The organism is Achromobacter sp. 2789STDY5608621, from assembly GCF_001299375.1.
Taxonomy (GTDB): Bacteria; Pseudomonadota; Gammaproteobacteria; order Burkholderiales; family Burkholderiaceae_B; genus Achromobacter; species Achromobacter insuavis.
The window spans coordinates 138144-150947 of record NZ_CYTU01000004.1; the positions used below are offsets into that span (position 1 = coordinate 138144).

The 12804-nt window shown below is 65.3% G+C and carries 12 protein-coding genes and 1 tRNA gene; 5 read left to right on the top strand and 8 right to left on the bottom strand.

Going from position 1 to position 12804, the window contains the following annotated elements:
• The 3 genes from AOZ53_RS06505 to AOZ53_RS06515 all read left to right on the top strand — a co-directional run.
• The coding region (locus tag AOZ53_RS06505) for a TRAP transporter large permease (RefSeq protein WP_082385544.1) at nt 1–1156 on the top strand (1156 nt) is incomplete at its 5' end.
• Between the two features lie 58 nt (nt 1157–1214).
• The gene (locus AOZ53_RS06510) at nt 1215–2231 is read left to right on the top strand and encodes a TRAP transporter substrate-binding protein (RefSeq protein WP_054432377.1); all 1017 of its coding nucleotides are present in this window, start codon (nt 1215–1217) and stop codon (nt 2229–2231) included.
• 71 nt (nt 2232–2302) lie between these two features.
• Nucleotides 2303–4084, top strand: coding sequence for an IlvD/Edd family dehydratase (locus tag AOZ53_RS06515; protein ID WP_054487309.1), 1782 nt, complete (start codon nt 2303–2305; stop codon nt 4082–4084).
• 10 nt (nt 4085–4094) lie between these two features.
• Here AOZ53_RS06515 and AOZ53_RS06520 read toward each other — a convergent pair whose 3' ends face one another.
• Both AOZ53_RS06520 and AOZ53_RS06525 read right to left on the bottom strand, forming a co-directional pair.
• A complete protein-coding gene (locus AOZ53_RS06520; RefSeq protein WP_054432379.1) occupies nt 4095–5042 on the bottom strand; it encodes an alpha/beta hydrolase in 948 nt (315 codons plus the stop codon).
• Between the two features lie 158 nt (nt 5043–5200).
• The gene (locus AOZ53_RS06525; protein ID WP_231689929.1) at nt 5201–5584 is read right to left on the bottom strand and encodes a YbaN family protein; all 384 of its coding nucleotides are present in this window, start codon (nt 5582–5584) and stop codon (nt 5201–5203) included.
• Nucleotides 5585–5775: 191 nt separating this feature from the next.
• Between AOZ53_RS06525 and AOZ53_RS06530 the strand changes: the two genes are divergently transcribed.
• Entirely contained in the window at nt 5776–5982 is a 207-nt protein-coding gene (locus tag AOZ53_RS06530) for a hypothetical protein (RefSeq protein WP_054432380.1), read from the top strand.
• Nucleotides 5983–6105: 123 nt separating this feature from the next.
• Here AOZ53_RS06530 and AOZ53_RS06535 read toward each other — a convergent pair whose 3' ends face one another.
• Nucleotides 6106–6867, bottom strand: a complete 762-nt coding sequence (locus AOZ53_RS06535; RefSeq protein WP_231690578.1) for a tetratricopeptide repeat protein — start codon at nt 6865–6867, stop codon at nt 6106–6108.
• An 85-nt stretch (nt 6868–6952) separates the two neighbouring features.
• On the opposite strand from AOZ53_RS06535, the gene AOZ53_RS06540 reads away from it, so the two are divergent.
• The gene (locus tag AOZ53_RS06540; protein WP_054474782.1) at nt 6953–7486 is read left to right on the top strand and encodes a phosphonate degradation HD-domain oxygenase; all 534 of its coding nucleotides are present in this window, start codon (nt 6953–6955) and stop codon (nt 7484–7486) included.
• An 85-nt stretch (nt 7487–7571) separates the two neighbouring features.
• Here AOZ53_RS06540 and AOZ53_RS06545 read toward each other — a convergent pair whose 3' ends face one another.
• The 5 genes from AOZ53_RS06545 to truA all read right to left on the bottom strand — a co-directional run bounded on the left by AOZ53_RS06545 (nt 7572) and on the right by truA (nt 12801).
• Entirely contained in the window at nt 7572–9587 is a 2016-nt protein-coding gene (locus tag AOZ53_RS06545) for an acyltransferase family protein (protein ID WP_054487314.1), read from the bottom strand.
• Between the two features lie 245 nt (nt 9588–9832).
• A tRNA-Val gene (locus AOZ53_RS06550) sits at nt 9833–9909 on the bottom strand.
• A 175-nt stretch (nt 9910–10084) separates the two neighbouring features.
• The gene (locus tag AOZ53_RS06555; RefSeq protein WP_082385546.1) at nt 10085–10747 is read right to left on the bottom strand and encodes a phosphoribosylanthranilate isomerase; all 663 of its coding nucleotides are present in this window, start codon (nt 10745–10747) and stop codon (nt 10085–10087) included.
• A gap of 101 nt (nt 10748–10848) precedes the next feature.
• Entirely contained in the window at nt 10849–11943 is a 1095-nt protein-coding gene (locus AOZ53_RS06560; protein ID WP_054432447.1) for a TRAP transporter substrate-binding protein, read from the bottom strand.
• Between the two features lie 36 nt (nt 11944–11979).
• On the bottom strand, nt 11980–12801 hold the full coding sequence (truA, locus tag AOZ53_RS06565) for a tRNA pseudouridine(38-40) synthase TruA (protein WP_054487318.1): 822 nt from the start codon (nt 12799–12801) through the stop codon (nt 11980–11982).
• Nucleotides 12802–12804 lie beyond the last annotated feature (3 nt).

Here is a 12804-nt window from a genome sequence, read left to right on the forward strand (position 1 = left end):
CCTGGCGCAGAACATGCTGTCCGGCGCCAACAGCTTCACGCTGATGGCGGTGCCGCTGTTCATGCTGGCCGGCGAACTGATGAACGCGGGCGGCATTTCGCGCCGCATCGTCAACCTGGCCAGCATGTTCGTCGGCCACATCCAGGGCGGACTGGGCTACGTCGCCATCTTCGCCAGCGTGCTGCTGGCGGCGCTGTCCGGCTCGGCCGTGGCCGACGCGGCCGCGCTCGGCTCGCTGCTGATTCCGATGCTGCGCGAAAAAGGCTACGACGCCGGCCAGGCCTCGGGCCTGATCGCCGCCGGCGGCATCATCGCCCCGATCATCCCGCCGTCGATCTCGTTCATCATCTTCGGCGTCGCCACCAACGTCTCGATCACCAAGCTGTTCTTCGCCGGCATCGCGCCCGGCCTGATGATGGGCCTGACGCTGGTGGCGGTCTGGACCTGGGTGGCGCGCAAGCACGGCGCCATCAAGCCGATGCCGCGCCAGCCCTGGCGCGCCCGGCTGCGGGCGCTGCGCGAATCGGCCTGGGCGCTGATGCTGCCGGTCATCATCATCGGCGGCCTGCGCGGCGGCATCTTCACGCCGACCGAGGCGGCGGTGGTCGCCGCCGTCTACGCGCTCATCGTCAGCCTGTTCGTCTACCGCGAGATCGGCCTGCGCCACCTGCTGCCGCTGTTCATCAACGCCGCCCGCACCACCGCCGTGGTCATGTTCCTGGTGGCCGCCGCCATGGTGTCGTCCTACATGATCACGTTGGCCGATATGCCGCAGGACCTGATCGCGCTGCTGGAGCCGGTGCTGGACCAGCCCAAGCTGCTGATGTTCGCGCTGCTGGTGCTGCTGACGCTGGTCGGCACCGTCATGGACCTGACTCCCACCATCCTGATCCTGGCGCCGGTGCTGATGCCGGTGGTCACGCAGGCCGGCATCGACCCCGTCTATTTCGGCGTCATGTTCGTCATGGTGGGCTGCGTCGGGCTGCTGACGCCGCCAGTCGGCACGGTGCTCAACGTGGTCTGCGGCGTCGCCCGCATCAACATGGAAACCATCTGCAAGGGCGTCTGGCGCTATGTCGTGGCCTACACGCTGCTGCTGGTACTGCTGGTGATCTTCCCGGAACTGATCACCGTCCCCGCGAGCTGGATGCACTGAGGCCCGCCAACAGCGGCGTCGGCACGACGCCACACAGAAGAAGCCAAGGAGGAACACCATGAACAAGCCTTTCAAGACCCGCCTCATCCTGCTGGCCGCGGCCCTGTCCTGCGCCTTCGCCGGCGTGGCCGCGGCCGCCGACGTCAAGCCGCGGCTGATCCGCTTCGGCTACGGCCTGAACGACGACAGCGTGCAGGGCCGCGCCGCGCGCCACCTGGCGCAGGAGCTGGAGAAGCTCAGCGGCGGCAAGCTCAAGATGAAGACCTTCGGCTCGGCCAACCTCGGCTCCGACGAGCAGATGCAGAGCGCGCTGGTCGGCGGCGTGCAGGAAATGATGGTCGGGTCCACCGCGCCGCTGGCCGGCATGGTCAAGGAATTCGGCGTCTTCGACCTGCCGTTCCTGTTCAACAGCGAGAAGGAAGCCGACGCCGTGCTCGACGGCCAACTGGGCCAGGACCTGCTCAAGAAGCTCGAAGCCCGGGGCCTGATCGGCCTGGTGTATTGGGAAAACGGCTTTCGCAACATGACCAACTCCAAGCGCCCCATCGTGCGCGCCGAGGACATGCAGGGCATCAAGCTGCGCGTGATGCAGAACCAGATCGCGCTGGGCGTGTTCAACACCCTGGGCGCGAATGCCGTGCCGATGCCGTTCTCGGAACTGTTCACGGCGCTCGAAACCCGCACCGTTGACGGCCAGGAGAATCCCATCACCACGATCCAGAGCAGCAAGTTCTATGAAGTGCAGCCCTATCTGACCATCACCCGCCACGTCTACACGCCCTGGGTGGTGCTGGCCTCCAAGAAGTGGTGGGACAAGCTCTCGCCCGACGAGCAGAAACTGGTGCGCCAGGCCGCCGAGGCCTCGCGCGACTTCGAACGCAAGGACAGCCGCGCCGACTCGCTCAAGGCCATGGGCACGCTGGAGCAAGCCGGCATGAAGATCAACACCGTCTCGCCCGAAGAGGTCGCCCGCATGCGCGAAAAAGTGCAGCCCGTGGTCGACAAGTACACCCAGGAGCTGGGCCCGGAACTCATCCAGCAACTGAACGCCGAGATCGGCAAGGCACGCAATTAGGCCCGGCCAAGGCCGGCGGCGCGCCGCCGGCGGCCGAAGCACCGAGAGCACAGGAAGCACGAGAGGCACCCATGAGCGACACTCCCCGCAAGCTGCGCAGCCAGAAATGGTTCGACGATCCCTCCCACGCCGACATGACGGCGATCTACGTCGAGCGCTACCTGAACTACGGCCTGACGCGGCAGGAACTGCAATCGGGCCGCCCCATCATCGGCATCGCCCAGACCGGCAGCGACCTGGCGCCGTGCAACCGCCACCACCTGACGCTGGCCGAGCGCATCAAGGCCGGCATCCGCGACGCCGGCGGCATCCCGATGGAGTTCCCGGTGCATCCGCTGGCCGAGCAGGGCCGGCGCCCCACCGCCGCGCTGGACCGCAACCTGGCCTATCTGGGCCTGGTCGAGATCCTGCACGGCTATCCGCTGGACGGCGTGGTGCTGACCACCGGCTGTGACAAGACCACGCCCGCCTGCCTGATGGCGGCCGCCACCGTCGACATCCCCGCCATCGTGCTGTCGGGCGGGCCGATGCTGGACGGCTGGCACGACGGCCAGCGGGTCGGGTCGGGCACCGTCATCTGGCATGCCCGCAACCTCATGGCCGCGGGCAAGCTGGACTACGAAGGCTTCATGACGCTGGCCACGGCCTCCTCGCCCTCGGTGGGCCACTGCAACACCATGGGCACGGCGCTGTCCATGAATTCGCTGGCCGAGGCGCTCGGCATGTCGCTGCCCACCTGCGCCAGCATCCCCGCGCCCTACCGCGAGCGCGGACAGATGGCCTACGCCACCGGCATGCGCATCTGCGACATGGTGCGCGAGGACCTGCGACCGTCACGCATCCTGACGCGCGAGGCGTTCGAAAACGCCATCGTCGTCGCCTCGGCGCTGGGCGCCTCCAGCAACTGTCCGCCGCACCTGATCGCCATGGCCCGCCACGCCGGCATCGATCTCAGCCTGGACGATTGGCAGCGGCTGGGCGAGGACGTGCCGCTGCTGGTGAACTGCGTGCCCGCCGGCGAACACCTGGGCGAAGGCTTCCACCGCGCTGGCGGCGTCCCGGCCGTGATGCACGAACTGCTCGTCGCCGGCCGGCTGCACGCCGGCTGCGCCACCGTGTCCGGCAAGACCATCGGCGAGATCGCGGCCACCGCCAAGACCCGCGACGCGGATGTCATCCGCGGCTGCGACGCGCCGCTCAAGCACCGCGCCGGCTTCATCGTGCTGTCGGGCAACTTCTTCGACAGCGCGGTCATCAAGATGTCGGTGGTGGGCGAGGCGTTCCGCCGCGCCTATCTGTCGGCGCCCGGCGACGAGAACGCGTTCGAGGCGCGCGCCATCGTGTTCGAGGGCCCGGAGGACTACCATGCGCGCATCGAGGATCCCGCGCTCAACATCGACGAACACTGCATCCTGGTGATCCGCGGCGCCGGCACCGTCGGTTATCCGGGTAGCGCCGAGGTCGTCAACATGGCGCCGCCGTCGCACCTGATCAAGCGCGGCATCGACTCGCTGCCCTGCCTGGGCGACGGCCGCCAGAGCGGCACCTCGGCCAGCCCGTCGATCCTGAACATGTCGCCCGAGGCCGCGGTGGGCGGCGGCCTGGCGCTGCTGCGCACCGGCGACCGCATCCGCGTCGACCTGAACCAGCGCAGCGTGGTCGCGCTGGTGGACGAGGCCGAATTGGCGCGACGCCGCCTGGACCCGCCCTACCAGCCGCCACCGGCGCAGACCCCGTGGCAGGAGCTCTACCGGCAACTGGTCGGACAGCTGTCCACCGGCGGCTGCCTGGAGCCCGCGACGCTGTACCTGAAGGTGGTCGAGACCCGCGGCGACCCGCGCCATTCGCACTGACCGCGAGGGGTCAGGCCTTGAAAAACTGATTGAAGGCGGCCCACTGTGTGAACAGGCCGGGCCACGCATGCACCAGCGAGTCCGGCTTGCCCATGCCCCAGCCATGCTTGCCGGCCGCGAAGATATGCATCTCGGCCGGCACGCCCAGGCGCCGCAGCGCGCCGAACATCAGCAGGCTGTTGTCCACCGGCGCGATCGGATCGTCCTGGGCCTGCGCCAGGAAAGTGGGCGGCATCTGCGCCGTCGCCAGATGGTCGACCGAGAACGCCGCGCTCTCCTCGGCGGAGGGGTGCTCGCCGACGATCGAACGGCGGGCATGGGTGTGATCGAACGGCGGCATGAACGTCAGCACCGGATAGATCAGCCCGGCGAAGTCGGGCCGCGACGACAGCTTGTCGGCCTCATCGACCGGCTGGTAGCGCGCCACGCCCGGGGTGGTGGCGGTCATGCCCGCCAGATGCCCGCCCGCGGAAAACCCCAGCACGCCGATATGCCCGGTGTCCAGGCCGAACGCCTGCGCCGACGCGCGGATCACGCGCATGGCGCGCTGGCCGTCCTGCAGCGGCGCCACCGCGGGCCAGTGCTCGCCCGGCAGGCGATACACCAGTTCGAACGCGGTCACGCCCTGCGACTGCAGCCACAGGCTGGCCGGCGTACTCTCGGTGCCGCGCTCGATATGGGCATAACCGCCGCCGGCGATCACCAGCATCGCGCTGCCGTTGGGACGCTCCGGCCGGTACACCACCAGCCGCGGCCGCGACACCCGCGTGACCGAGCCCTTGGCGCTGACCTTCTCGGCCTCTTGCGGACCGGGGCCGCCGGGCGCGCGATTGTCCGGCCACAGGTCGATGCTCTGCTGGCCGCTGGGCGCGGCGATGGCCATCGCCGGCTCGGTCATCATGCCCAGCGCGGCGCTCGAGAGGCCGGCGAACAGGAGTTCTCGTCGTTTGATATGCATGGTTGTTCCTCGCGGGCCCGCAGCGCCGCGCGGGCGATACACCCGCCGGCCCAGCCGCGCTGCAGGCCATTTAAGCAGAGAAAGAGGCCCGCCAAGGCAAGCGGCAGAGTCACGTTGGTTTCGACGCGTTACGCGCGTCGCGGCCTTTCGATCAGGCTTCAGGCGCCTGCCGCCGGATCGTCCCGCTCCGCCCGGGTTTTCGTTTCGGAATCAAGCGGTTGCGGACTGGGACGCGTCAGCACATAAGCCGCGCTTGCAAGGAAAAACAGCCCCACCCCAGATGCAAGCAAAAGCGACGGCTTCGCGCCCCACCAGAACAGGCCATAGCCCACCGCCATGCCAAGCGACGCATAGCACTTGCCCTTACGCGACACCGCGCCCTGCTCGCGCCAGGCGCGCAGCGACGGCCCGTAGGTCGGACTGTCCAGCAGCCAGCGCTCCAGCCGCGGCGACGAACGCGAAAAGCAGCCCACCGCCAGGATCAGGAAAATCGTCGTCGGCATCACCGGCAGGAAGGCGCCGATCACGCCCAGCGCCAGCATCGCGCAACCCAGGATCAGCCACAGTGCTCTCATCATGATGGGGTGCAGGATAGCAGTTGCGCGCGCGTACCGTGGATCCCACCGACGCGCGGCCCAGGCCGCCTTCCGGATACCAAGGCACCCGGAACATTTGCCGCCGCCTTCGGTCAGATCCCCTCGCGCCACGACCGGCATTGCCCCAGGAGACACCCTTGACCCAAGAAACGCCCCACGCCAAGCCGCCGCGGCCCGGCACCGCGCTCGTCGCCACGCCCGCCGCCCCGGAAATGACGCCGCTGACCCACATGAAAAAAGCCCTGGCCCAATTGCAGGCCGGCCGCCAGACGCCGGAACGCATCCAGGCCGCGGGCCTGCTGGCCAGCGCCATCGCCTGGATCAATATCCTGACCTGCAGCTAACGGCCTTTCCTTGGCGGGATGGAGCGGGACCAACTCACCTCACCTCAGTTCAGTTCAGTTCGGCTGGCCGCGACGCGACGCAACGCGACACGCCACGACGCAAAGCGCCACAACGCGACGCCGTCAATGCTGCGCGGGCTCCGGCATCTTCGCCCGCAGCATCTCCAGGAATTGCGGACTGCCGCGCCCGCCGGCCTGACGCGCCTTGCCGATCATGGTCCAGGCATCCGCATACTGGCCGTTCCAGTAATACGCCGTGGCCCACGAGTTGTAGAGATAGGCCTTGTCCGGCTCCACCCGCTCGCCATTGCGATAGAGCGCGTCCGAACGCGCGATCATGGCCGCGCGCTCGGGGCCGGTCAGCGTCGTGTCCTGCGCCGCGCAACGCGCGGCGATGCGTCCGGCATCGGCATAGATGCCCTGGAACGACGGCGGCTTCAGGCTCAGCGCGTTCTCCATCATCTTCATCGCATCGCAGAATTTGTCCTGGTCGTGCAGCACCGCCGCGAAGCCCGTATAGACGCTTGGGTTGTCCGGGTTCAGCAGCCACGCCTGGTTGAACCGCCGCGTGGCCATGCCCAGCTGGTCGGCCTGGTAGAACCGGAAGCCCTGCTCCACCCACGCCTGCGCCGCATTGGCGCGCGAACCGAAGGCGCTCGTCGCCTCCGCGATCAGCTTGTCGTCCGCCGCCTGCACGGCCGGCGCGGAACGGTCCGCGCCGCCATACATTGGAATCTCGTCCGCGCGCGGCCGCTGCTCGACCGGCGCGGTGGCCAGACATCCCGCCAGCGACAGGCAGGCGCTGACGACGGCAAGCTTGAACGGTAGGACGCGCATCGATTCTCCCAGGTGAGGCCCAAGACTATCACCGAAACCGGCACGCACGGATCGCGCCGAATATGCTCTAGTCATCTAGATGTCACCATGGGGCGATATCGTCGCTGACGGTCCCTGTCCACGAAGGCATCCCATGCTCACCCTGCCCACCATCGAGAACCTGTTCGCCCACCATGGCGCCGCCTACTACGGCGGCGAAGCCATCAGCCAGACCGAGCACGCGCTGCAATGCGCGCAGCTGGCCGAACAGGCCGGCGAGCCGGAAGCCGTGATCGTCGCCGCGCTGCTGCACGACATCGGCCACCTCATGCTCGCCGAAAGCATCACCACCGACATGCGTCACCAGGAAGTCGCCGCCGACGCCCTGGCCCACCTGTTCGGCGACGATGTCACCACCCCGGTGCGCCTGCACGTCGCCGCCAAGCGCTACCTGGGCGCGATCGAACCCGCCTATCTGGACACCTTGTCGCCCGCCTCGGTGCAAAGCCTGGAACTGCAAGGCGGCGTCTTCACGCCGGCGCAGGCCGACGCCTTCGCCACCCAGTCGCACGCGCTGGCGGCGGTGCGGCTGCGCCGCTATGACGACCTGGCCAAGGTGGTCGGTTTGTCGACGCCAGGGTTGGGACACTATATGGAAATGGCGGGGCGCTGCCTGCGGGCGGATTGAGCCCGCCGACTCCCCCGCTCAACGCCCACGTCGCCATCAAGAAGACAGGCAAGGAAAAAGCCACGCACGACGGCGGCCTTCTAGGCTAGTTAGCCCTTCTGGTCATGTCTACCCGCGCAGAAAAATGCGCCATATCTGCCTGTGTGCCCAGAAACTGGGCAAAGGCGTCTATACCGAAATCCGTGAGATGCTGGTTGTCCCAATATATCGGCATCTTGTACGAGTTTTCCTTCCAAAGCGCGCACTCTTGCGCCTTGCAGTAGAAAGACGAAGTGTTTGCAAATGCAACACTATGCCGATCCGCCATTAGCTTTGCTTGTTCGGCGATAGCGCTGTAGTCCCACTCCACCATACTCGCATCGCTTTTGCTGATCGCCCGCGGGACGGGCGTTCCCTTCGGAAGAGACTTGAGGAAACTGGCTACAGGTTGTGTAAAAACAGCCGACACCCCCAGCAGGATGACGTTCGGGCTGATCGTTTTTGCCATATCCAAGCCAGCCTCCACCTCGGCCCAGTCAGAGGGTCGATATCTGAATGCTACGATCACACCATCAATCTGAACCTTGTCACGGACACGGGCCAACAAGTCAGCCGCGCCCGTAAAACAGCCAATGGCATCGCCTGCTCGATGCCAATCACTCGGCGGACATCCGGACTGGTGCAGCATCAGGAAACTCTGTTCTGGATAGGCCCTCCGCAAGGCCCACAACGTATCACGCCCGATGCTGTCCCCAAGCACCAGTACATTATGCGTTTGGGCTTGCCCGACCAGGCAGTCATAGAGGCGTGAGATTGTATTGCCCTCGTCATAACTGCAAGTATGGCGTCCGGCAAATGCTTTGGCGTCGTAGGGTCCCGAACGCCCCGTGTAATTCAGATTGAGATTCTTCTGGTAGAACTCTTCTGCTGCTTTGAGAGTCGAAATGGCGGCCGATCGCCTCGTGTCATACATGGCCCCAAGTGCTTTCTCCGCCACCACAGCTCGTACCGGATTGAGCATTTCGCTGCTGGCGACGACTGCCACAATCGCCATCATGGCGATCGCAGTCGCCGCCGAGGCATAGACCACTCGTCGACTCGTGAAAACGCGCTTGCGACGAATTGGCGTTTCAATCAGGAAATAGGAAGCCGTGGCCAAGAGGAAGGTCGCGCCGAGTGCGATAGCCATCGCTTTCGGTCCCGCCACGGGATTCACAATCCTAAGGAAAACAATAATCGGCCAATGCCAAAGATACAATGCGTAGGAAATCAATCCGACGGCCACTGCGGCGTTCGATTTGAGCAGTGGCGAGACGATATGCCCCCGACCCGCGGCAACAATGAGCAGCACCGTACCCACAGTGGGTAACAGAGCAAAAATACCAGGAAAAGGCGTGGTCGGTGCATACAACAGCACTCCGGCGAAAATCATGCTGATGCCAATCAGTTCCAGCAAGTTGGCCAGAAGGCGCCGTGGCTCGGACCACTTTGCCAATGCCACAAAGGCACCCAGCAGCAGCTCCCAGAATCGACCGAAAGAGTTGTAGAACGCGGCATCTTTTTGATTCACGCGCAGCAGCATTTCCGATAGTCCTATGGAAAGCAGCAGCAGCACCCCGCACGCGAGCAACAACCATTGTCTCTTCCAATGACGGCTTAACACCAACAAGCAGGGAAATACCAGGTAGAACTGTTCCTCGATGGATAACGACCACATATGGAGCAACGGCGTGAATTCGCCAGGACCGTCGAAGTAGCCCACGCTCGAAAGAAAATACCAGTTGGAAGCCAGACCAAGAGAAGCCAGCAGGCTCTCGGTCATGTCAACGAACTGCTTACTGCCAAGGAGGATAAAGCCCGCCGTAGTGCTCAGCAGCAATACGGGCACCAGGGGCGGCAACAAGCGTCGAACCCTGCGTTCATAGAACGCCTTGAACGAGAACGCACCCGACCGGGCCTCCTCCGAGAGGATGGACGTTATCAGATAGCCAGACAATACGAAAAATATGTCGACACCGACAAAACCGCCCGGAAAAGCATGAAACCCCGCGTGAAACAGCAGCACGGCAAGTACCGCAATGGCGCGTATGCCATCAAGTTCACGTCTATAGCTAAACATCATCACCGCACGGTTGTCTTCTCAGGGCAGCGATTCTACATTGTGTCGTCAAGTAACGACACTCCCTTGCCGCAACCGTGTCTTGCAACGAATCGCTGATTCGTAGACTGGTGGCGAATGGTGTGCCAGATTCCAGCGTGTCACACATTGCGCGTGACACAAAGCAAAAAGCCGCGAAAGTCATAGACTGTCGCGGCTTTTCAGGTGATGCTTGATTAGCTCGATCAAGCACTCACTTTGCAGGAATTTGGTAGGCGGTATTGGAATCGAACCAACGACCTCCACGATGTCAACGTGGCGCTCTAACCAGCTGAGCTAACCGCCTGCAAAGAAGAAGAATTATATAGTGCTTTTTTAAACTCTGCAAATCGTCTTTTCAGATTTTTTGCTGTTTTTGTTGCGTTCCAGAATTTTGCGAACTTTCATTCACATTATTCTTTTGCCGCAACGACCGGGGCTGAAAACGCATTCCCCACACCGGCCAAGCACCACAAACTTCCCTATCTCTTCGCGTCTGCGGCTTGCACCGCAGCAACGAAGAACAAGATTCTATCAGAACTTTTTATTCCTTGCTCGACCTCGACGCCGCTGCTCACATCGACCGCCCACGGACGCACGGATTGCACCGCGCTGGCAACATTGTCCGGGGTCAGGCCGCCCGACAGGATGAGCGGGCGCGACACGGAATCGGCCTTCACGTCGGCGAGCAGGCTGTAGTCGAAACCATGGCCGCTGCCGCCGTAGCCCGCGCTGTAGCTGTCGAACAGCCAGCCGGCCGCCTCGCCATAGGCGCGGCAATACGAGGCCAGTTCTTCGGCCGTCGCCAGGCCCGGCGCGCCCGCGCGGAATGCGCGCAGGTAGCGATGGCCATAGCGGGCGCAGGCCTGCGGCGTCTCATCGCCGTGGAACTGCAGCAACTCGGGACCAACCTCGTCCAGCACGGCCTGCACCTCCGCCGGCTCGGGGTTCACGAACAACGCCACCACGTCGACGAATGCCGGCACCGCGCGGCGCAATTGGGCGGCGCGGGTCGGCGTGACGTAGCGCTTGCTCTTGGGGTAGAAGACGAAGCCGATCGCATCGACGCCGGCCGAGACGGCGGCGTCGATGTCTTCTTCGCGGGTCAGGCCGCAGATCTTGATGCGTGTGCGCATGGAATTCATCGCTTGCGTCGCCCAGCGCGACGGATGCAATCAGTATAAGGCGAGCCCGCCCCGCGCTTGCGTCCCCCGGCGCGCGGCCGGCGAGGGCAACGCGCCAGGCTTCACGCCTGCGGCTGCCCCAGGTTGGCCATGAGCGAATCGAATCCGCCCTCGGCCACGCGGAACCAGGGGATTTCCTTGTCGCGAAAGGCAGTCATGCTCTCGTACAGCTTCTTGAACATGGGGTCTTTCGCGCTCAGTTCCTGGTAGAGCTTGAGCGCGGCCTCGTGCGCGGCCTGCAGCATCGGCCGGGGAAAGGCCTTGAGCTGCGCGCCGCGCTGCACCAGCCGGCGCAGTGCGTCGGGGTTGCCGGCGTCGTACTTGGCGATCATGTTGGCGGTGGCCATGCGCGCGGCCAGCCCGAGCGCCGCCTGGTAGGGCTTGGGCAACTCGTCGTGCGCGGCCTGGTTCACATAGAGCGACAGCTGCAGCGTGCCCGCCCACCAGCCGGGAAAGTAGTAGTTGCGCGCGACCTTGTAGAGCGCCAGGCTCTCATCGTCGTGCGGGCCAATCCAGGCCACCGCGTCGACGCCGCCCTGCTCCAGCGCCGCGTAGGTATCGGCGATAGGCAGGTCGACGGGCTCGGCGCCCATGCGGGCCAGCACCTGGCGGGCGAAGCCGCCGGCCTTGATCTTCAGGCCGCGCAGGTCGTCCAGCGTCTTGACCTCGCCGCGGAACCAGCCGCCCATCTGCGCGCCGGTGAACCCGCAGGGAAAATTCAGGATGCCGTATTTGTCGAACAACACCCGCGTCAGCGCCAGTCCCTCGCCCTGGAGCATCCAGGCGTTCATCTGCCGGGTGTTCAGGCCGAACGGCACGCCGGCATCGAAACACAGCGCGGGATCGGTATCGAAGAACCGCGTCGATGCGGTGTGCCCGCAATCGACGATGCGATGCTGGACCGCGTCCAGCACCTGGCCAGCGTCCACCAGGTCGCCGGCCGAGAAGATCTCGATGCGGAACTTGCCGTCGGTGACGTCGCTGACGTAGCGCGCCACGTCCTCGGCGCCGGCGAACAGGGTCGGCGACTCATTCGGAAAGCTGGAAGCCAGCCGCCACGACACGGCGGGCGCTTCCTGTGCGTAGACCGGCGCGGCGATCGCGGCGCCGCTCGCGGCCCCCAGGGCGGTTCGTTTCAAAAACGCACGGCGTTGCATGAGACAGGCCTCCAGTGGGCGCCGGCAAGCGTCCGGCTAGGACGGGCTGCCCGGCGCTTGGGTAAAGGGCGCCAGCAGCACGGCCCCGCCATCCAATTCGTCCAGGCCGAATTCGTCCGGATAGTCGATGGCCGACAGATACAGGCCATCGGGAGAAAACGTGGGCGCGCCGCGTCGGCGGTCGCGCCATGACAACAACTGTGCCATCCAGTCCACCGACTCGCGGCCCTGCCCGATCTGCAGCAGCGCCCCCATGATGTTGCGCACCATGTGATGCAGGAACGCGTTGGCGCGCAGCGTGAACACCAGGAACGGGCCGCGCTCTTCGATATCGAGCCGGTACATCACGCGCACCGGATGCTTGGCCTGGCACTGCGAGGAACGGAAACTGGAAAAATCGTGCTCGCCCAGCAGCGCGCCCGCGGCCGCGCGCATCGCCTCGACATCCAGCGGGTGATGGCACCAGCCGGCGCGGCCGGCCCACAGCGCGGGCCGCACGCGCCCGCGCCACAGCAGGTAGACGTAGGTGCGGGCACGGGCAGAGAAACGGGCGTGAAAATCGTCCGGCACCGCCTTGGCCCATTGTACGGAAATGGTCGGCGGCAGGAACGCGTTGACGCCACGCACCCACGATTCCATGCGGCGTTCGAGGGGCGTGTCCAGATGAATCACCTGCATCGCGCCATGCACGCCGGTATCGGTGCGGCCGGCGCAGATGGTGGGTACCGCCTCCGCGACCCCGCAAAACTGCGCCAGCGCGGCTTCCAGCGTGTCCTGCACCGTCTGCCGGTGCGGCTGGGTCTGCCAACCCTGCCAGGCGGAGCCGTCATAGGCCAGCCCCAATGCAACTCTAGACATCGC